Here is a 20,169-nt window from a genome sequence, read left to right as displayed (position 1 = left end):
ATCGGGAAGCGGTTTGTTGCCACTTCCCGGCAGATTCCTGCGCGTTCCTGCCGACCGCGCAGATCGTCGATGCTGCGACGCAACGATCCGCCGATCCGACCCCGCTGATTCCTCACGGAGACCCGGATAGGTTGGACCCATGGCGGAGCGGACGACGCGCGACCGGCGGTTCCCGGTACCGGTGCGCCGGGTCTTCCCGTGGTGGTACCTGGTCGGCGCAGTCGTGTCGCTCGGGCTGCTGGTCCTGCTCGCCCCTGGGTACGGCACGGCGCTCGTGGCGTTCTGGGGTCCGGCGATCGGCATCCCGATCCGCGAGCGAGAGGACCTCGCCCGGACCCGCCTGGACCGCGGCCAGCCGGTCGACCGGAACTCGCTGCTGGCGCAGCGCTGGCTCGAACCCACGTGCGCCCTCCTGCTGCTCGGTGTCGTCGTCGGTCTCGGGCTCCTGGTGGGCGCGTTCTTCGCGCAGCGGATGTCCTCCACGACCTGGGGCGGTGTGGTCGTCCTGACGTGCACGGCGTTGTGCTTCCTCGTGCTCGTGGTCGTCCTGCGGCTCCGGCGACGGGTGCGACGGTCCGAGTGACCCCTCCGCCGGCGGAACCGGCGCGCTCGGGAACCTGATGATCCGGCAAGGGAGTGCGCCGATCCGCGCTGTCCGGGGTCGGTGTACCCCGCTCGGACAGGGGCCGGAGCCTAGCGTGAGGGCGTCATGGCAGCCGAACACCGCAAACCCGTCGAGCCCGATACGGCTCCCACCGCCCCGCACCACGAGGCCCACCACGTCGCGACGGCGGAGGAGCCGCAGACGCCGGACCGTCCGCAGCAGGACTCCGGTGACCAGCCCGACCCGAACCGCTGGAAGGCCCTCGTCATCTGCCTGCTCGGCGGCGGGATCGTGCTCCTCGACGTCTCGATCGTCAACGTCGCGCTGCAGTCGATCTCGAAGGGACTCCCCGGTGCCTCGCCCGAGGCCGTGCAGTGGATCCTCTCGGGCTACGCCCTGTCGTTCGGTCTGCTGCTCGTGCCCGGCGGCCGCCTCGGTGACGCCTCCGGCCGACGCCGGATGTTCGTCATCGGCGTGGGACTCTTCACCCTCGCGAGTGCCCTGTGCGGGTTCGCTCCGAACGGCCTCGTGCTCGTCATCGCCCGGCTGGTGCAGGGGCTCGCGGGCGGTCTGCTCACGCCGCAGGTCACCGCGCTCATCCAGCAGCTGTTCCGCGGCAAGGAGCGGGGGACCGCGTTCGGGCTGTTCGGCGCGACGGTCGGCATCGCGACCGCGATCGGTCCGCTCATCGGCGGCCTGCTCATCACCGCGTTCGGGACCGAGAACGGATGGCGGTTCGTCTTCTTCGTGAACCTGCCCTTCGGACTCGTCACGATCCTCCTGGCCTTCCGCTACCTGCCGGCGGCGAGCCGGTCCGAACGCGGCAAGAAGCACGACTTCGACCCGGTCGGCATCGCGCTGCTCGGTGCCGCGGTCGTCGCTCTGCTGCTGCCGTTCGTGCAGTCCGAGCAGTGGAAGAGCAACGCGAAGTGGTGGCTCGTGGTCGTCGCGGTCGTGCTCGGCGTGGTCTTCGTGCTCTGGGAGCGGCGTTACCAGCGGACCAAGGAGCCGGTCATCGACCTCGGGCTGTTCCGTCGACGGTCGTTCTCCCTGGGTGTCGGGCTCGCGACGCTGTACTTCGCCGGCTTCACCCCGCTGTTCTTCGTCCTGACGCTGGCCCTGCAGTCCGGGCTGCACTACTCGGCGCTCATGGCTGGCGTCGCCTCCGTGCCGTTCGCGATCGGGTCCGGGATCGCGGCGACGATCGGCGGCCGCGTGGTGCACCGCTTCGGGCGCCACCTCATCGTCGTCGGGACGATCCTCGTGCTCATCGGCCTCGGTGCCGTCGTGTGGGTCGTCGCGAACCACTACGAGTCCGACCTCGGCTGGTGGCTCGTCGCACCGCTGCTCGTGGCTGGCATCGGCTCCGGACTGACCATCTCGCCGAACCAGACCCTGACCCTGTCGGAGGTGCCGGTCGAGCAGGGCGGCTCCGCCGGCGGGCTCATCCAGGTCGGCGCGCGGGTCGGTTCCGCGATCGGCATCGCGGCCGTCGGCAGCGTCTTTTACTCGGCCCTGGCGGACTCGCACGGGGACTACGCGAACGGGCTGCCCCTCGGGCTCGGCGTCTCCCTCGGGTTCGTGGCCGCAGCGATGATCGCGGGGATCGTCGACGTGGTCGTCGGGAAGGTCCGGGGAACCGAGGCGACCGTCTGACGCCGGGTCAGTCCTCGTCAGGACCCCGCCGCACGGCCCGTCCCGCGGCGGCGGCTCCCCAGAGGGCGCCCGCGACGAGCACGCCCGCGGCCAGGACGGTGGTGCCGACGTCGTCGGCACGTCCGACCACGATGCAGACGACACCGAGCGCGAGTGCCACGGCGGCCGCGACGCACATCGGGAGGAACGCCGCTCGGTGCCCGCGCTGCCAGCTCGCGTCGTCGCGCATCGTGGCGCGCGTCCGATCCCGAGGGGCGTGGTCCGCCGGGGACATCAGGCGAGTAGTGCCTCGCTCACGGCCCACAGCCGACGGGCGTCCTCGGCGTCGAGCATCGCCGAGTTCGCGTCCGCGGGGATGCTGTCGGCGGTGAGCGGCCGGATCTCGTCGTCGAGCGGTGCGACCTCGCCGTCCTTGAGGTAGACGCCGCCGACCCCGTCGAGCACCGGGCTCACGGCGCCGAACACGATCGTCGCCGCGCCCTGCTCGATCGTCTTCTTGCCGTTCTCCGGGTCGATGACGGTCGTGCCGTCGGCGTCGACCAGCCCCTGCGCCCGGTACGAGTCGATCCGTTCCGGGGCGTGCGGGCCGGGGCCGATGACCACGCCGGGGTGCGCGGCGAACGCGCGGATGCCCGTACCGGCGTACCGGCGGTCGAGCTCGACGGTGAACAGGACGTTCGCGCGCTTGGCCTGTCCGTAGGCCGCACCCGGGTCGTACCCGTCGGCGAACGCCAGGTCGTCCCACCGGATCTGCCCGAACCGGGCCGCGCCGGACGTGACGGTGAGGACTCGCGCTCTACGAGCCTCCAGGAGGGCGGGGAGGAGTGCCCGCGTGAGCTGGAAGTGGCCGAGGTGCGCCGTCGAGAACGACCGTTCGTTGCCGCGCGCGTCGCGCTGGAGCTCCGGTGTGAACAGGGTTGCGGCGTTGTTCACCAGCGCGTGGAGCGGGCGTCCGGAGGCGAGCCACCGCTCGGCGAAGGCGTCGATCGACGCCGGGTCGGTGAGGTCGAGCTGTTCGACCTCCACGCCCGGGACGTCGCGGACGGCGGCGGCCCCGCGTTCGACGTCGCGGGCGGCGACGGTCACCGAAGCGCCGGCTGCCGCGAGGGCGCGGCTCACCTCGTGGCCGAGTCGGCTGTGGCCGCCGGTGACGACGACGGTGCGTCCGGTGAGGTCCACGCCGGCGAGGACGTCGTCGGCGGTCGACGTCGGGCCGAAGCCCGATCCGATGGGGTGCTGGTCGGTGATCACGTGCGTCCTGCTCTCGTCGTCCTGGAGGTCGTGGTCGCCGTGACAGGGCGACCTCACGTCACGATACGGAACGGCTTTCCGGAAAGCAAGGCCAAACGGAAGACGATTCCGTTACGGTGCAGCGCGCTGGCCTCGGGCTGCAGCGCGGCACCGCCGGTGGCGGGCCGACACTGACGTGTGCCAGGCTCGGTGCCGGCAGTCGGGAGGGGACCGCGATGGACGAAGCACTGTTGTACGACCTGTGCAGTCGTGCCCGGCTCGTGCAGCTCCGGTCGGTGCACTCCGACGCCGGACTCCGCGGCCTCACCGACTTCATCGCCGAGGCCGCGGGTACTGCCGACCGCTTCTCCCACGAGCAGCTCGTGCAGATCCTCCAGGCGGCACCACGGCCCATCGGCTTCCGCATCGGGCTCCGGCGCCTCGTCGCCATCAGCGCGCAGCAGACCACCCCACCCGACGGGTTCTCCGGAGCCGAACGAACCGAGTACCGCGCCGCGCAGACGGCGATGCGGCAGGCCGTCGGACGCGACTCCGGCGAACCGGCGCACGGTGTCGTCGGCGTCGCGCGGAACGTCCTCGAGCAGTTCGTCCTCCGGTGGTTCTGAGCACCGACCCGGCGGTCCCGGTCCGCTGGTACGACCCGCCACGACCTGCGGTGTCGTCGACGCCGACGCTGCTCTGGGTGCACGGCGGTGGGTTCTTCCGGGGTGTGCTGGACCAGCCGGAGGCCGACGCCGTCGCCCGTGCACTCGCCGACCGCGGCGTGCGGGTCGCCACGGTGGACCACCGCCTCGCCCCGGTCCCGTTCGTCGGGCGGGTCACATCGAGCGGTGCCCGGCGACCACGGGTGCGCTTCCCGCTGCCGCTCGACGACGTGGTCACCGCGCACCACGAGGTGCTCGGACGCTCACCCCACGGGGTCGTCCTCGGGGGTGCGAGCGCGGGCGCGTGCCTCGCTGCGGCCGCCGTGCTCCTGGCCGTGGACGCCGGGTCGCCCCCGGCCGGTGCGGTGTTCGCCTACGGGTTCTTCCACGCCAGGCACCCGCGGGTGCGCGACCCGCGGATGCGTTCCCGAGGGCACCGCCGTGTCGCCCACGCCGCCTGGGCGTTGGACGTCGCCAACCGCAACTACGCGGGCTCGACCCGAGCGCTGGGAGAGCGCCACGCCTTCCCCGGTGGCCACGACCTCACCGGCTTCCCCCGCACGCTCGTCGTCAACGCCGACCACGACGCCATGCGCGCCTCCGGCGACCGGTTCGCCAGCGAGCTCGCCACGGCCGGTGTCGAGGTCGAGCGGCACGTGCTCCCCGGGACCCGCCATGCCTTCCTGAACCGACCGCAGCTCGACGCCTTCGACGCGGCGATCGGCCGCATCGCCGGCTGGTTCCACGCGGTGTCAGCGCGTTCCTGAGCGTTCCCGGTGGCGAGCACGTGCCGTTTCACGGTCGCCTCACGGAGCCCGCCCTAGGGTGTCGCCATGTCGAACCCCCTTGGCGACCCCGAGTCCGACGTCGTGCTGCAGCGCTCGCCTGCAGTGCGGCACGGACGGCAGCGTCGCAGCCGGCTCCGCATCCTGCCCGCGATCGGCGGCGTGCTCGCGATGGTCCTGGTCCTCACCGGCGGGTACGCGGCGTGGTCGTACACGCAGCTCGACGACAGCGTGACGAAGGTGCACCTGGCGCTCCCGCACCCGACGGCCTCGGCAGGTGCCGACGTCGACGGGGCGGCTGAGAACATCCTGCTCGTGGGCGACGACCACCGTCCGGCCGACGCGACCCCGGAGGAACTCGCCGAGCTCGGCACCCAGCTCGACGGCGGTGCCACGAACACCGACACGATGATCGTGCTGCACATCCCGGCCGGCGGCGGGAGCGCGACGATGATCTCGTTCCCGCGTGACTCGTGGGTGCCGATCCCCGGGCACGGCACGTTCAAGCTCAACAGTGCCTTCTCGGACGGCGCGGCGAACGGCGGCGGCGACGCCGGCGGCATGCGGCTGCTCATCCAGACGATCGAGAACATCAGCGGCCTGTCGATCGACCACTTCGTGCGGGTGTCGCTCCTCGGCTTCTACCAGATCGTCAAGGCGCTCGGACCGATCCAGGTCTGTCTGAACAAGGCGGTCGACGACCCGAACTCGAACACCGACCTCCCCGCCGGGAACTCCACGTTGAACGCCTCGCAGGCCCTCTCGTTCGTGCGCCAGCGCGACGGCCTGCCGCGTGGTGACCTCGACCGCGAGGTCCGCCAGCAGTACTTCCTGTCGCAGGAGGCGAAGGAGGCGCTCTCCGCTGGCACGCTCCTCAACCCCGTGAAGGTGTCGAACCTGCTGCACGGCGTGGGCGACGCGGTGCAGATCGACGACGGTCTCAGCATCCCGAGCCTGGTGAACACGTTCCGGAGCATCGACCTGTCGGACATCCGGTCGACGACCATCCCCACGACGGGCACGCCGATGATCGACGGCTACTCGACCGTCGCGGTCGACTTCGCTGCCCTGCCCGCCTTCATCCAGGGCATCGTCGGGCCTCCTGCGGCCTACACGTCGGCGACCGCCGCGGCGCCGTCGAGCGTGCACGTCGACGTCGAGAACGGCGGCTCGCTGCCGCGCGGCGCGACCGAGGCGTCGACCGCGCTCACCGCCGCGGGGTTCCAGGTCGGCCCGCCGGCGGACACCACGACGACGACGCAGACCGTGGTCGAGTACCCGAAGGGGTCGGAGGCGCAGGCGAAGGCCGTCGCCGACGTCGTCCCCGGTGCGGTCGCCGTGCCGTCGACCACGGTGTCCGGCGTCACGCTGGTGCTCGGGACCGACGGTCACACCGTGACGACCGGGCAGACCGCTCCGGCCTCCGGACCGACCACCGGTGCGACGACGGCGCCGAGCGCGCCGACGGCGTCGCCGTCGCAGACGCCGGTCGGCAAGGCCTATGGCGACCAGGGCACCTGCGTCAACTGACCGGCAGACGCGACGGACGGGAGGCTCGGTGCACGACGCGCGCCGAGCCTCCCGTCATGAGCGGGGCGACCGTCAGAAGCGGGTCGAGCCCCGCAACCGGCGCGGTCGCCCGTCCGGGTCCACCGCCAGCGCGGCGGCCGGGCGCGCCCAGAGGCGCTGCAGCGCCGAGACGGGTTCCGGTTCGTGCATCCGGATCCGGCCGGGCGGCCGCGGGCCGGGCTCGCCGTCCTCGTGCCAGTGGTCGAGCGCCGTCGCCCGTGACCGCCAGTGGTCCAGCAGCGCCGCCCCGGAGCCGAGCAGCGCCGGGTCGTCCGGCGTCGTCGCGAGGTGTTCGGCCCAGAGCTGCAGGCGGAGGTCCCGCGCGAGTGATCCGTCGCCGTCACCGCCGTCGACGACCGCACAGGTCAACTCGCTGTCCGTCGTCCACGACCGGCGGTTGAAGTTGTCCGACCCGATCGTGCACCACTCGTCGTCGACGACGCAGATCTTCGCGTGGATGTAGATCGGGTGCCCGGACTCGTGCTCGAGGTCGAACACGCCGACGCGGTCCGGAGCGGTCCGGCGGAGCGTGCGCATCGCCTCGATCTGCCCGAGGCGGCTCGGTGGCCCGCCGAGGGGGCCGTCGGAGTTCGGCCAACGCGGCACCACGATGACGACCCGGAGGTCCCGGTTCCGCTCGAGCGCCTCGGCGATGCCGGACGCGACCTCGCGGGACCAGAGGTACTGGTCCTCGATGTACAGCAGGGACCGCGCACGCGAGAACGCCTTGGCGTAGGCGCGGGCGATGCTCCGCTCACCCTCGGGGGCGAACGGGAACGGCGGGCGCTTGACCCCGTACGTGCGGAGCAGCTGCACGGCGTGGTCCCCAGCTGGCGGCGGCGGGGGCGTGCGCTCGGGGAGGGGCTGCGGGTGGCGGGGCATGTGTGTCAGGCGCTGCAGCAACATCCGGTACGGCAGGCTCCGGTCGAGGGGATGTGGGTCGTCCCACCGCTCGGCGAACACCGCGAGGACGTCGGCGACGACCGGACCGCGGAGCTCCATCGATGCGTCGTGCCAGGCCGGACGCCCGCCGTACCTCGGGTCGATCGACACGGGCTGCGGGTCGCCCTCGTGCCCGGCGTCGTCGCGGCGGCTGTGCGAGAGGTCGATGCCACCGACGAACGCGACGTCCCGCGACGGGTCCGCACGGTGCTGGATCACGAAGAACTTCTGGTGGTGGGATCCGAACACGCGCACGCGCTGGTCGAGCAGGACCTCACCCCCGGCGTCGTTGATCTTGCGCCCGAGCAGCTCGTTCGACCGGGCGCTGATCGAGGCGGAGACACGTTCACCGTGGGAACGCCAGATGAGTCCGCGCACCTCGACGCCCGCCCGGGCGCGGTCCGCGAGCAGATCGCCGATCGTCGGACCGTCCGGCAGGAGGCGCTCGTCGGCGTCGCCGCGCCAGTCCGTGAACCACACGCGGTCGCCCGGCTGCAGGGCGGTGAGCTCGTCGTGGATCCGGGCGAAGTACGGCGCACCGTGCACCAGCGGTCGGACGAGGTTGCCCTCGGACCACGGGGCGGCGTCGTCCCGGCCGGCGTGCACGTCGGTGGCGGTGTTGCCGCGTTCGTCGCGGGCGAGGAACCAGTGACGTGGATCGGTACGCACACCCGAACACTACGGGCGCGCGATCCCGGGCGTGCGGTGGCCTCTGCTCCGGTTCACTCAGGTGCCATGATCGGAGCATGACGGACGAGGACGACCGACCGAGCGTGGTCTCGGTGAGCCGGGACGACGACCACCGCTTCAGCAAGCCGGTGGTGGACGAGATCACCCTGATCGCGGGGTGGGGTGTGGAGGGCGACGCGCACGCGGGCACGACGGTGCAGCACCGTTCCCGGGTCGCCCGGGACCCGTCGCAGCCGAACCTCCGCCAGGTCCACCTCATCCACGCGGAGCTGTTCGACGAGGTCGCCGCAGCGGGGTTCGCGGTCGCGCCCGGGCAGATGGGCGAGAACGTCACGACCCGGGGGATCGACCTGCTCGGGCTGCCGACCGGCACCCTGCTGCACCTCGGCGCTGACGCATGCGTCCGGGTCACCGGGCTGCGGAACCCGTGTCAGCAGATCAACGGCTTCGAGCCGGGCCTGCTCCGCGCGGTGCTCGGGCGTGCCGAGGACGGCTCCGTCGAGCGCAAGGGCGGGGTGATGGCCGTGGTCGTCACGGGTGGCGTCGTCCGTGCCGGCGACGACGTGCGCGTCGAGCTGCCCGTCGGGGAACGGGAGCAGCTGGCACCGGTGTGACCAGGGGGCGTGTCCCGCTCGGTGGACGCGCTCAGAGCCAGGACGCGACGCCGCCGTGTGACGAACAGGTACCGCGCCGCGACTGGCTGAAGCTGTAGGTCCCGTCGACGCACTTCGCCGTCGCGCCGCTCGGTGCCGTGCTCGACACCTCGGGGCGGCAGACGGTGGCACCGGCGCTGTTCGTGTAGGTGCCGTTCGTGCAGGTCGGCGCGGCGGGTGCCGGGGGCGGCGGCGCCACGTACGTCCCCACCGTCGTCACCTGTGCGACGGGCGGAGTCGTCGTGACGTCGCTCGCGAGGGTGCGGCCCGTCTCGACACCGTCGGTGAGCGACACCGTCCAGGTCTTGGTCTCGACCCCGTCCACCCCCGCGGTCGTGACCGACGAGGAGCCCTGGGCCAGGGTCGCGTTCTCGACGGTCGTCGACGTGAACGGGATCGGCAGGGTCTCGGTGATCGTCTTCGTCGTCACGACCGGCGTGGGCGTGGGTGTCGGGGTCGGTGTCGGTGTCCGGTGCTTCGTCGGTGCGGCCGACGGGACGGCTGCCACGACCGCTGCGGGGTGCGCGGCGGTCGTCGACAGCTCGGGGTGGGCCGCGCCGTAGGCGGACGACGAGCCGATGAGCACGACGAACGCGACCGCCGCAGCGATGCCGGCTGCGGTCCGCTTCCGGGGGAGGCAGAGCCACGTCGTGCGACGGAAGAGGACGCCGTAGACCGTGGTGGCGAGGACCACCAGGGACGCCATCAGGACCATCGTCCAGACGCCGCCGGTGGCGAGACCGATCAGGGCGGCGAGGGCGGTGCCGACGATGCCCACCCAGGTCGTCACCGGCAGCCGGCGCGTGCGGGTGTGCGGCGGCTGTGTGCCGTCGGTACGGGGTCGGGACATCGCGTTCCTCCAGAGTTGAGAACACCGCAAGTCTGGAGGGTGTCGGAACGCGCGGCTCGCCCCCGTTCGGGGTGGGAGCGAGCCGCGTCCAGGGGGTCAGAGGTAGCGCACGGCCGACAGGACGATGCCGGCGATCGCCACGACCCACACGTACGGCAGGACCCGGAGCATGACGGCCTGCGGCGAGACGCCCGCGTACTGGGACGCCCACACCGTCTGGGTGCTCGTCGGGTCCGCGACCCCGAACACCTGGTTGTACGAGGTCATCAGCCCGAGGACCGCCATCGGCGAGTAGAAACCGATGGCCGTCATCGCGCCGGCGATGCCCGCGCCGAGCCCGAAGATGTTCAGCGGCCCGCGGTACAGGCAGAGCGGGACGAGCACCGAGAACACGATGACGTAGAGCCAGATGTTGGTCGGCGCGACGGTCTCGACGATCGGGCGGAGCGCGGCGACCGACCCCGGCAGTCCGACCGCCGCGAGGAGCATGCCGATCGCGATGAACAGGGTGATCGGCGGCGCGGCCACCTTGAAGCCGTCGTAGAGGGACCGGAGCAGGGTGGTGCCCCAGAGCCCTGGACGGGTCGTCGTGACGACGGCGAACAGCACGCCGGCGAGCAGCGAGGGGATGATCGGGACCTGCAGCACGAGCGCCAGGACGATCGGCACGAGCGGGGTCAGCAGTGCGAACCAGGGTGCGTCGCCGAGACGGCGACGCCGACTCCGCGCGACGGGGGCAGAGCCCGCGGGAACGGAGTCCGCGGGAGCGGCGAGTGACCAGGCATGCACGGTGCCCCGACGTCGGGTCTCGACGATGACGTAGGCCACCGCTGCGGCGGCGGCGAACGGGAAGAGCAGGATCATGAACGAGCGCACCTGCGGCACGGGGAGGTGCAGCGCGGTCGAGAAGAACTGCCAGACCGGCAGCTCGAACGGCACCCCGGCACCGATGCCCATCAGGATCGTCCCGGCGGCGGTGACCTTCGGCACGCCGACTGCGATCATCGCCGGGATCCCGATGACGCCGGCGAGCAGTGCGGCGGGTGCCGAGCCGGTCACCGCGCCGCACAGGGCCGAGATCACCAGCACGCCGAGTGCGATCACGACGGGGCGGTCACCACCGAACTCGACGGTCTTGCGGACCAGGGTCGACGCGATCGCGGTGTCCCGCATCAGCGACCCGAGCCAGGACCCGAGCAGGATGGCGATCATCGTGGATGCGAGGGTGATCGCACCGTTCTGGATCACCGTGGTCAACACGCTGTTCTCGGCCCCGACGAACGAAGCGCCGCCCGCGAGGGCGATCGCCACCGCGAGCAGCACGAGGGCGAACGCCGTGGGGAGCTTGCCGGTCAGGATCAGGGCGACCCCGATCGCCATGATGACGATGATTGCGATGCCCATGGGTCAGTGCTCCTTCGGGTTCGGTGCGGTGCGCGCGTCTCTGCGCGTCCGGATCGCGGCCGTTGCCGCTGCGGTGATCAGGAGTGGAGACCTGTCGAGTCCGAGGCTCCTGGTGGCGAAGGCGTGCGCGGCGACCTCGTCGGTGCCGGCGATGTAGGCGAGTCGGCGGAACCGACCCACCCGGAACACTTCGTGGTCGAGTGCCGCGCGGAGGCCACGTGACCGGTCGGCCGTGACGAGGTGGTGTGCCCGCTCGTGCTCGACGGCCGCGGCCCGGATGCTGCCCACCGGGAAGAGGCGGCGCCACCCGAGGTCGTCGACGAGTGCCTCGCAGAACGCGATCGTGTCGGTGAACAGGTCGATGCGGTGCTGGCGTGCGTCGTACTGCGCGAGGAGTGCCGCGTCGAGCCCGCCCTCGTGCTCGACGACCTCGGGTGCACCTGAACCTCCGGGGGGCGCGGTGGCCAGCGCCCCGCCGAAGACGGTCGCCCGGGTGGCGTGCCGCAGCAGTTCCTCGTCGCTGCGGGACTCGTTCGTCGGGACGCCTCGGAGCAGCCGGGCGCCGAGCTCGGTGTCGCCGACGTCCTCGAGAGCGCGCAGCGACGCCGCCTCGACCACGACGCTCACGACCGGACCTCGAGCACCGCGACGAGCGACTCGGCCCGGTCGTGGGACTCGACCTCGGTCCGCGCGAGCGACACGAGCTGCGACTCGTCGAGCACCCCGGACAGGTCGGCGATGCGGGGCCCGACAAGGAGCTGGAGCGCGGGTGCACGGGACCCGCCGTCGCCGTAGGAGGTGTGCTCGCCGATGAGCCGGGGGATGGCCTCGGCACCGGCGCCCGCCGTGGTCTGGTCCACCCGGGCGTCGCTCGACGCGAAGCGGATGACGCCGTCGCGGTCGAGGACCCGGACGGGGTGCTTCGGCTTCCGGAGGAACCGACGCTCCTCCGGTCCGCCGAACACCACGTGGCTGTCGGTCGACGCGAGCACGGTCACCACGTGCCGGTCGACGCCGAGGCTGTCGGCCGCGACCGCACGGAGGTCGTCCTCGGTGAGGCGTGCCGTCCGGTCCTGCGTGCGGAGTTCGGTCGCCCCGGTCGCGACGGCGCGGACGGTGTTCGACTGCGGGTCGACGGTGACGTCGACGGACACCTCTGCCGGTGCTGCTCCCTGGCTGATCACCGCCTGTTCGGCCTCACGCCGGACGGCGAGGATCTGCTCGTCGGTGGCACCGGGGATCACCCGCTCGACCTGCTCGCGGATGAGGGCGAGCGCGACGCCGATGGGGCTGATGACCTCGCTGTGGTCGGCGATCCGCCAGGGCTTGCCCGAGCGCTCCCCGGCGTACGGGGTGACCGATGTGGCACCGCCACCACCGCCCACGAGCAGCACGGTCTCCTCGGGGATCCGGTAGTCCTCGACCATGCGCTCGACGACGGCGCGGACGGGCGCGACCCCGGCGTCGAGCACTGCACGTGCGGCGCCGTCGACGTCGGTCCCGAGGGCGCTCGCGAGTGGCGCGAGCGCGGCTCGTGCCACCGCCCGGTCGGCGTGTGCGTAGTCCGTGTCCGGGACCAGGCCGAGCGCGTTGGCGGCACAGGTCATCGTGACCGCGAAACGGCCACCGGCGGCGTCGACGACGGCGTGGTCGGCCGGATCGCCGTCGACCGGCGCGACCGTCGACAGGGTGGCGCCGTCCAGGTCAGCGAGCGTCGCGAAGCACGCGTAGGGGAGCCCCGCGATGTGCGCGCTGCGCGGGCCGACGTGCGTGACCTGCGCCGAGCCTCCCGTCTGGATGCGGACCATGGACCCGCCACCGACGCCGACGGTGCGGACGTCGAGCGCCGACAGGTACGTCGAGCTGCCGCCGAACTCGGTGTACTGCACCGCGACCTTGCCGCGGCGGATGACCGAGATGTCGGTCGAGGTCCCGCCGGTCTCGAGGAAGACGCCGTCGGAGAGCTTCTCCTGCATCAGCGCCCCGGCGACGCCGGCTGCGGGACCGGACAGCACCGTGAGCAGCGGGCGCCGGCGCATCTCGTCGAGGGACATCACACCGCCGTCGCACCGCATCACCATGAGCGGTGCCGTGATGCCGGCCGCGTCGATGCTCGACTGCACCAGGTCCGCCGTGGCGAACATCCGCGGCAGGATCACGGCGTTGAGGACGGCGGTCCGCGTCCGCTTGCTCAACCCGTAGAGCGAGCTGATGTCGTGGGTCGCGGTCACGAGGAACCCGCGGGCACGCGCCCGATCGGCGACGCGCTGCTCGCCGATCGGGTCGTCGACGGAGAACGGCTCGGTGACGACGAGCGACCGGATGCCGGCCCGTTCGAAGCGGTCGAGGACCCCGTCCACGTGCCCGTCGTCGTCGGCGCGGGGGACGTGCTCGTACGCCACGGGGAGCTTCTTCCCGTCCGCGATCTCGATCTTCGCCAGCCGGCGGAGGCGCTTCGCGAAGAAGCCCGCGGGGCCGGTCCCGATGCCGATGAGACCGACCGGATCGACGTCGCCCTCGAGCAGGGCGTTCGTCGCCTGGGTGGTGCCGTGTGCCAGGAACACGACGTCCTCGGCGGAGCGGCCGATGCGTTCGAGCACCTGGTGGAGCGCAGCGACGATGCCGTGCGCGACCCCGTCGGGGTGGTCGTGGCTGGTGGGGACCTTGGCCTGCCCGATGAGCTGCAGGGTGGCGGCGTCGATGGCGACCGCGTCGGTGAACGTGCCACCGACGTCGATGCCGATGCGCAGTGCGTTGGGTTTCACGTCGTCGTGACCTTTCGGGTGAGGTGGAGCGTCAGGAGCCCTGGCCCGCGGGGCCAGGGAGCGTCAGTAGCCCTGGACCGCTGGCCAGCGCCGTTCGACGCCGTCGCGGTCGAGGAGGGCGGCGAAGTCGGCGAAGCGGGAGTCGTCGGCCTGGACGGCCTGCGGGGTGGAGCCGGTGGCGATGCAGTGCGCGGCGAGGGCGCCGGCGACCTCGCCGACGTTCCACTCGACGGGGTGGAGTCGGTAGCAGCCGTTGGTGATGTGGGTGGTGCCGATGTCCTTGGCGGCCGGCAGGAGGTTCGTCACGCGGCGGGGGACCAGGGCGCCGAGGGGGATCTCGAACGGGACACTGGCGATGTCGACGTAGTTGTCGCCGCCGGTCGACGGGTGCAGGTCGATGCGGTAGCTCCCGACGCCCACCGAGTCGCGGTACCGCGTCCGTCCGGTCACGCCGAGGACCTCGGCCGAGACGTCCTGCTCGACGATCGTGGTCACGGCCCTGATCCGACGGGACTCGCGGATGTACGCGGCCTTCGCGAGTCCGTCGTCACTGCCGGTGACGTCGCCGCGCAGGCGGAGACCGGGGAAGCCCGCGCCGCCGTCCGGTCGGGGGGCCTCGGTCTGCAGCCAGTACAGGACCGACAGCGAGAGCTGGCGTGCCTCGTGCAGCGCGCGCCTCGTGGTCGCGGCGTCCGTCTCCGCGTCCCCGGACGTGCCGATCACCGGCTGCAGCCAGTAGTCGTTGAGCGGCCAGTTCACGAGGCAGATGTCCGACGCGAACGCCCCGTCGGTGAACAGCTTCCGCGCGACGATGCGCCGGAAGCCCCAGAGCTCCTTGTCGCCCGCGTCGGCACTCTGGTCGGCGGTGACGGCGAGGGGATCGGTGTCCGGGTTGGGTTCGAACGTCCGCGGGTGCGCCTCGAGTGTGCGGGGGTCCGGAGCGAGGAACCCGATGAGCGGTGCCGGCCAGAAGTCCGGCTGGTAGGAGCGCCAGAAGTCGTACATCTCGGGGCGCTGGATGGTGTGGTCCTCGCCGTCGTGGTGCGACACCGCGAAGCAGAACGTGATGCCCTGCTGGTTCGCCGGGTCCGCGACCTCCGGCGCGTGCGGCTCGTCGTGCTCGTCGCGGGACTCGGCACCGACGACGTGCTCCACGCCAGCGAGCGGGAGGACTGCACCGGTCTCGGTGGCGTCGAGCACGAACGCGCCGCGGAGCTCGGTCCTCCGGCCGTCGGCACGCTCGACGGTGACGCTCGTGACCCGGTCGCCCTCGGCGGATGCGGCGACCGGACGCTGGTCGAGCATGACCGTCAGGAGCCCGGCGGTGCGGTACGGCTGAAGCATCTCCTCGATCACCGCGAGCGCGACGCGCGGCTCGTGGCAGAGCTTGCTCACCCGACCGGCACCCGGGTTGAGGTCGCGCAGGGCCGCGGCCTCGGCTCGGAGCGGCGCGGCGCGGCGGTAGTGGTCGCGGATCCCGTCGCGTAGGGCCCGGTAGCTCCGGGTCACGCCGAACTGCTCCACCCACGGGTGTTCGTCCGGCGGGACGGCCTGGCTGGTCAGCTGGCCGCCGAGCCAGTCCGTCTCCTCGGTGAGCACGGCGCGGCGTCCGGCGCGGCAGACCGCGAGGGCGGCGGCGACGCCGCCGAGGCCGCCGCCGATGATGACGACGTCCGTGCTGACGGGGACGGCGGTCGTGGTCGAGGGGGTTCCGGGCATGGTGCAGCGACTCCTGTCGAGGGGGGTGGTGTGCGGGTGGTGGCGGGGTGGGTTCAGCGCGACGGCGGGCCGAGTGTCGTCCCGTCGACGATGGCGCAGGCGAGCAGCTCCTGGACCGGGGGTGGCGCTTCACCCCGTTGCACCGCGGCGATGCGCTCCGTCAGGGCCGTGACGGCACGCGCGCCGAGTTCGGTGCGCGGTGCACTCAGCCGCGTCACGTCCGTCCCGCGGTCGCGATGGCGGGTGTGCTCGCCGAGCACGACCACCGAGACCGCAGCCGGGACCGCGACGCCGGCGGCGGAGAGCAGGTCGAGCAGCTCCTCGCCGTCGTCCGGGTCCTCGACGAGGACGACGGTCGGACTGGAGGCCCGGATCGCCTCCCAGGCGTCGGCGACGGTCGGGTGGTCGGTCACCGTGGCCTCGGTCAACGCTGCTGCGGCGTCGAGCCCTGCTCCGGCGAGGGCGTCGACGATCCCGTCGTGGCGGTCTCGGGACGACTCGGCACCCAGGGAGAGGCGCAGCAGGCCGAACCGGGTGTGCCCGAGGTCGAGTGCGCGCTGCACCAGCTCCCGCGTGGCCGAGGCGTAGTCCACACCGATGTAGGGCACCCGGCCGTGGGCGGCGTCACGTCGGCCGATGGCCACGAAGGGGTAGTCCGTGGCCAGGAGCCGCTCGAGCTCGTCGGCGTCCATCTCCCTGCCGAGCAGGATGCAGCCGTCTGCCAGCCGGAGCCGGTTCGACTCGTGGAAGAGCCGTCGTCGACCGTCGACCACAGGGGTGCTCGTGAAGACCAGGAGGTCCGCGGTGACCTGCTCCGCCGCGCTCTCGATGCCCGTGAGCAGCGGCGTGTAGAAGTCCGACGAGCGGGTGGGGAACGCCGGTTCGTACGTGAAGACGCCGATGAGGTCGTTCGTGGCCCCGGCGAGGCTCCGAGCGACCGGGTTCGCGACGTAGGTGGTCTCCCGGATGACGTCGAGCACGCGGTCGCGCGTCGCAGCCGGGATGCGGCGCGACTCGTCGGCCTTGCCGTTGAGCACCAGCGACACGGTCGACTGACTCACGCCGGCGATGTCGGCGATCATGCGCTGCGTGACGCGTGCGCGGGGTGCTGGCATGGGTTCTGCTCCGGAGCTCGGGACCTCGTCGATGAGGTCATGCGGATGACCGTACGCGATCCCGCGCGGTCATACGTATGATCAGCGGAATTTCTCCGGAAGCGATCCTGTGCCGGCTCAGGCGGTCCGGAACCTGGCCACGAACGACCTCCCCGCGGCACCGCCGACCGGCACCGCGATCTGCAGGCGGGGGGTCGTCGCGACCACGCGGACCTCGGCGTCGCCCGGGTCTGCCGGGTCGCGCTCGAGCACCGCGCTGTCGAGCGTCACGACCACGTCGCCGGTGACCCGCTGGGTCGGGTCGCTCACGGCGACGGCGAGCTGGTCGCCCTGCCGCCTGAGCACGACGGAGGCGCGCTGGTCGACCTGGATGCCCGCGGCCGCCGGCGGCGTGGTGGCCTTCCAGAAGTTGGCCATGGTGACGTGGCCGGCGCTCGTCGTCGCGGCCGTCCTCCGCGTCACGGCCTGCACGTCGGCGGTGTTCGCGACGATCGTCACGTCCGCCGCGGTCACAGCGGCGCCGGCGACCTGCGCCTGGGTCGCTCCGGGGAGCTGGATGTAGGCGTACTCGGCATCGGTGGGGTCCGCGCCGTGGTCGATCCAGAACCCGATGAACCGCCGCGAGTACGTCGTGTCGTCCTCGTACGTGCCGCGGTCGTCCATGTCCGTCCACTTCCCGGTGCGGTCCTCGCGCACGACCTGCACCGTCGTGTCGTCCTCCGGGAACAGGTAGCCGCCGGTGTTCGGGATGTACGCCCAGTTCGGGGTGAACGCGGTGGGGGTGCTCCGGACGGTGTCGAACAGCGTGCCGTCGATGATCGGTGCCGTGCGGCCGGCCGGCCCGACGTTGCGCTGTTCGACGATCGTCTGGATGACGTTGCCGTCGGTGCTCGTGATCCCCGCACCCAGGCACACGACGACGTCGCCGATGCAGAACCACGACTTCCGAGCGCGGAGTGGCTGGGTTCGGAATGACAAGCCCATGCCGACGGCTGCGTCGCCGTCGAGCACCGCGCCACCCGCCCAGGTGTTCGCGACGGTGGAGCGGACGCCGACGCCGACCGTCGGGGTCTGCTGCACGACGGTCGTCCCGGGGATGCGGGTCTTGTCGGCGGTGGGCCACCACTCGTTCGCCCACTGGCCGAGCTGGTTCGGCAGGTACAGGTACACGGCGCCTTCGCCCTGGTACCAGCCCATCCGGTTCTCGCCGTTCGCACACTCGTAGGGCTTGATCGCGGTGGTCTCCATGGCGAAGCCCATCGCGAACCCGGGTCGCCGGTGCACCGCGCGGGCCATCGAGGTCGCGACGACGGTCCTGGTCGACTCCTGGCCCGTCGGGACGCTGGAGTCCGCCATGAGTGCGCGGCCGAGGACCACCGACGTGAGCAACACCTGCTGGATCGGCACCGGGTCGTACTCGAAGAACCCCGGCTGCCGCTCGCCCGGGGTGCTGCCGTCGAACGCGTACGAGTCGTACGCGGCGATCCACCCCTTGACCTGGGACCGGAGCTGCAGCGCCGGAGCCGCCGGGAACACCGCCGCGAGCTGGAGCAGGACGCCGAGCACGAGCCGTCCCTGCCGACGGTCCGTCTCGTAGAACCGCGAGATCCCGCGACCGTGGTTCATGTCCATCAGGCCGCCGCCGTAGATCCACGGTGCGTAGTTGTCCTGCGTCCAGTCGAACACCTCCGCCACCTGTCCGGTCGAGAACGCCCACGGGGTGTCCGACGCGGCGATCATGACCGTGCCGAGGACCTGCAGGAGCGACAGGCCGTACCCGGCGGTGTACGCGTAGGTCACGTGCTGCACGAAGCCGCCGTCGGTGTACATGCCGTCGCCCGCCGTCGCGTACGGGAAGATCGTCTCGAGGTCGTGCCGTGCGCCGTCGACCACCGCCTGGTCGCGGCTGATCGCTCCGCGCAGCATCGTCACGGCGCAGGCCCAGTTGCGGTTCGCGCCCGTCGAGGTCAGGCCACCCGTCACCTTCGGGTCGGGTTCGTAGTGTGCGATCGCTGCCATCGCTCGGCTGATCTGGTCCGCAGAGAGGTCGTCGTACATCAGGACCACGAAGTCGTTCAGCGCGAGCGGGGTGCCGATCTGCCAGTCCCACCAGTTGTCGTGGTACGACGTGGCGTCGTACTTGTGCGCGAGGAACCAGTCGAGCGCTGACACCAGGTCAGCGCGGAGCGCGCCGTTCCCGGACAGGCTCGATCCTGCGGACCGCAGTGCCAGCGCGAGCTGCCGGAGACGGTTGGCGGTGCTCGTCACCGTCGACGAGGTGGTCGGGCTCGCGAGGTCCGCCCACAGGGTCGTCCGGTCCGTGGAGGTGTCCAGTGGCGTCGTCCCGCGCCAGAACGCGTCCGCGGCGACGGCGGTGTCCTGCACGTACGTGACGAGCACCGGATCGGACGTGTCGTAGTCGGCGACGAGCGTCCCGAGCCACTGCGACCGGAACCGGTCGAAGTCGGTCGTCACCGCAGCCGACGCGCGCCACGGAACGGCGACGGTGTCGACCGTGGCGAGTGCCGCGACGGCCGAGGCTCCGACGAGCAGCGACCGGCGGGAGAGGTCGAACGAGGTGGATCGAGCAGGCATTGCGTCCTCCGGGGATCGTCCCGTGGCGGGCGGCGGTGCCCGTCACGACCCCGATGATCTGCGCCGCTGCGCACCCCGGTCAAGGTGCTCATACGGATTACTGCTGCTCATGATGATGAGCGGCGATCCCGGCGTCGGCGGTGCCGTGCTGGACGGGTCGACCGGCGCGCGACGGGCCCGCGCCGGAGGGGCGAACGGCGCACGACGGACCCGCTCCGAGCCTCCAGTCCGTCAGCGGGTGTTCACCGCGGCGGACCGCAGCGTCCGCTCCGCGTCGTCGAGGTAGCTGGCGAGCAGCGCGGACGCGCCGTCGGTGTCGCCGGCGCGCAGGGCCGCGACGATCTCCTGGTTCCGGTCGACGAAGCCGGCGTGGAACGACGCCGGGTCGTCCGTCGTCAGGAAGGCGAGCCGCATCTCGGCCAGCAGCGCGTCCATCAGGGCGTGGACCCTCGTGCTCGGGACCGCCCGCACCAGCGCGGCGTGGAAGGCGATGTCCGCCGTGCCGACCGCGCGCCAGTCGCCGACCGCAGCGGCGGCACGGGCGGCGTCGACCGCGGTCGCGGCGGCGTCGAGTGCCGACGACCCCGGGGTGCAGGACCGGACGGCCGCCTCCTCGAGCACCCGTCGTGCCACGTAGAGGTCGCCGACGTCGTCGGCCGAGAGCCGGCGGACGAACACCCCGCGGTTGAAGACGTGCTCCACGAGTCGGTCGCGTGCGAGCAGCCGGAACGCCTCGCGCAGGGTGTTCCGGGACACGCCGAGCTGGTCGCTCAACCGCTCCTCGGACAGCTGCGCACCGGGTGCGTACGCGCCGTCGGCGATCGCCGAGCGGAGCCGCGAGGCGGCGGCCTCGGCACTGCCGACGGAACGGGTCATGCCCCGATCCTGGCATGAGCCCTCCACCGGGCCGCGTGTGACCACCGTGTT

17 protein-coding genes are annotated in these 20,169 nt (G+C 72.2%); 6 read left to right on the top strand and 11 right to left on the bottom strand.

Annotated features, from left to right (window positions below):
• Positions 1–139 precede the first annotated feature (139 nt).
• Both FS641_RS16660 and FS641_RS16655 read left to right on the top strand, forming a co-directional pair.
• Positions 140–583 carry a hypothetical protein gene (locus tag FS641_RS16660; protein WP_144765854.1) on the top strand — a complete coding sequence of 148 codons (444 nt, stop codon included), beginning with the start codon at positions 140–142 and terminating at the stop codon, positions 581–583.
• 126 nt (positions 584–709) lie between these two features.
• Complete coding sequence (locus tag FS641_RS16655) at positions 710–2,260, top strand: MFS transporter (RefSeq protein WP_144765852.1); 1,551 nt, start codon at positions 710–712, stop codon at positions 2,258–2,260.
• A gap of 7 nt (positions 2,261–2,267) precedes the next feature.
• Here FS641_RS16655 and FS641_RS16650 read toward each other — a convergent pair whose 3' ends face one another.
• Together FS641_RS16650 and FS641_RS16645 are read right to left on the bottom strand one after the other, a co-directional pair.
• Positions 2,268–2,489: a hypothetical protein gene (locus FS641_RS16650; protein WP_186317813.1), complete on the bottom strand. Its 222-nt coding sequence runs from the start codon at positions 2,487–2,489 to the stop codon at positions 2,268–2,270.
• Between the two features lie 44 nt (positions 2,490–2,533).
• Positions 2,534–3,511, bottom strand: a complete 978-nt coding sequence (locus FS641_RS16645) for an SDR family NAD(P)-dependent oxidoreductase (protein WP_144765848.1) — start codon at positions 3,509–3,511, stop codon at positions 2,534–2,536.
• A 215-nt stretch (positions 3,512–3,726) separates the two neighbouring features.
• Between FS641_RS16645 and FS641_RS18200 the strand changes: the two genes are divergently transcribed.
• The 3 genes from FS641_RS18200 (at position 3,727) to FS641_RS16635 (ending at position 6,470) form a co-directional block, all read left to right on the top strand.
• Positions 3,727–4,116: a hypothetical protein gene (locus FS641_RS18200; RefSeq protein ID WP_186317812.1), complete on the top strand. Its 390-nt coding sequence runs from the start codon at positions 3,727–3,729 to the stop codon at positions 4,114–4,116.
• Positions 4,107–4,922: an alpha/beta hydrolase gene (locus tag FS641_RS16640; RefSeq protein WP_186317811.1), complete on the top strand. Its 816-nt coding sequence runs from the start codon at positions 4,107–4,109 to the stop codon at positions 4,920–4,922. The genes FS641_RS18200 and FS641_RS16640 overlap by 10 nt, the downstream gene beginning before the upstream one ends.
• A gap of 66 nt (positions 4,923–4,988) precedes the next feature.
• Positions 4,989–6,470, top strand: a complete 1,482-nt coding sequence (locus FS641_RS16635; protein WP_144765844.1) for an LCP family protein — start codon at positions 4,989–4,991, stop codon at positions 6,468–6,470.
• Between the two features lie 72 nt (positions 6,471–6,542).
• On the opposite strand, the gene FS641_RS16630 is transcribed toward FS641_RS16635, so the two are convergent.
• On the bottom strand, positions 6,543–8,120 hold the full coding sequence (locus tag FS641_RS16630; RefSeq protein WP_144765842.1) for a phospholipase D-like domain-containing protein: 1,578 nt from the start codon (positions 8,118–8,120) through the stop codon (positions 6,543–6,545).
• A gap of 77 nt (positions 8,121–8,197) precedes the next feature.
• Here FS641_RS16630 and FS641_RS16625 point away from each other — a divergent pair, with 77 nt between their 5' ends.
• Complete coding sequence (locus tag FS641_RS16625; RefSeq protein ID WP_144765840.1) at positions 8,198–8,755, top strand: MOSC domain-containing protein; 558 nt, start codon at positions 8,198–8,200, stop codon at positions 8,753–8,755.
• A 31-nt stretch (positions 8,756–8,786) separates the two neighbouring features.
• On the opposite strand, the gene FS641_RS16620 is transcribed toward FS641_RS16625, so the two are convergent.
• The 8 genes from FS641_RS16620 to FS641_RS16585 all read right to left on the bottom strand — a co-directional run bounded on the left by FS641_RS16620 (position 8,787) and on the right by FS641_RS16585 (position 20,118).
• Positions 8,787–9,644 (bottom strand): DUF3761 domain-containing protein, encoded by an 858-nt coding sequence (locus FS641_RS16620; protein ID WP_260855896.1) that lies wholly within the window; start codon positions 9,642–9,644, stop codon positions 8,787–8,789.
• 96 nt (positions 9,645–9,740) lie between these two features.
• On the bottom strand, positions 9,741–11,048 hold the full coding sequence (locus FS641_RS16615) for a transporter (RefSeq protein WP_144765839.1): 1,308 nt from the start codon (positions 11,046–11,048) through the stop codon (positions 9,741–9,743).
• 3 nt (positions 11,049–11,051) lie between these two features.
• Positions 11,052–11,675, bottom strand: a complete 624-nt coding sequence (locus FS641_RS16610; protein ID WP_222122121.1) for a hypothetical protein — start codon at positions 11,673–11,675, stop codon at positions 11,052–11,054.
• Positions 11,672–13,813 carry a hydantoinase/oxoprolinase family protein gene (locus tag FS641_RS16605; RefSeq protein ID WP_144765837.1) on the bottom strand — a complete coding sequence of 714 codons (2,142 nt, stop codon included), beginning with the start codon at positions 13,811–13,813 and terminating at the stop codon, positions 11,672–11,674. Before FS641_RS16605 ends, FS641_RS16610 begins: the two co-directional genes overlap by 4 nt.
• A gap of 63 nt (positions 13,814–13,876) precedes the next feature.
• On the bottom strand, positions 13,877–15,532 hold the full coding sequence (locus tag FS641_RS16600) for an FAD-dependent oxidoreductase (RefSeq protein WP_144765835.1): 1,656 nt from the start codon (positions 15,530–15,532) through the stop codon (positions 13,877–13,879).
• Between the two features lie 53 nt (positions 15,533–15,585).
• On the bottom strand, positions 15,586–16,647 hold the full coding sequence (locus FS641_RS16595) for a LacI family DNA-binding transcriptional regulator (RefSeq protein WP_144765833.1): 1,062 nt from the start codon (positions 16,645–16,647) through the stop codon (positions 15,586–15,588).
• 117 nt (positions 16,648–16,764) lie between these two features.
• The gene (locus FS641_RS16590) at positions 16,765–19,242 is read right to left on the bottom strand and encodes a polysaccharide lyase 8 family protein (protein WP_144765831.1); all 2,478 of its coding nucleotides are present in this window, start codon (positions 19,240–19,242) and stop codon (positions 16,765–16,767) included.
• A gap of 231 nt (positions 19,243–19,473) precedes the next feature.
• Complete coding sequence (locus tag FS641_RS16585) at positions 19,474–20,118, bottom strand: GntR family transcriptional regulator (RefSeq protein WP_144765829.1); 645 nt, start codon at positions 20,116–20,118, stop codon at positions 19,474–19,476.
• Between the last annotated feature and the right edge of the window lie 51 nt (positions 20,119–20,169).

Source organism: Curtobacterium sp. 9128 (assembly GCF_007673775.1).
Classification (GTDB): domain Bacteria; phylum Actinomycetota; class Actinomycetes; order Actinomycetales; family Microbacteriaceae; genus Curtobacterium.
The sequence above is the reverse complement of the archived record's forward strand: the minus strand, read 5'-3'. Positions and strand labels throughout refer to the sequence as shown.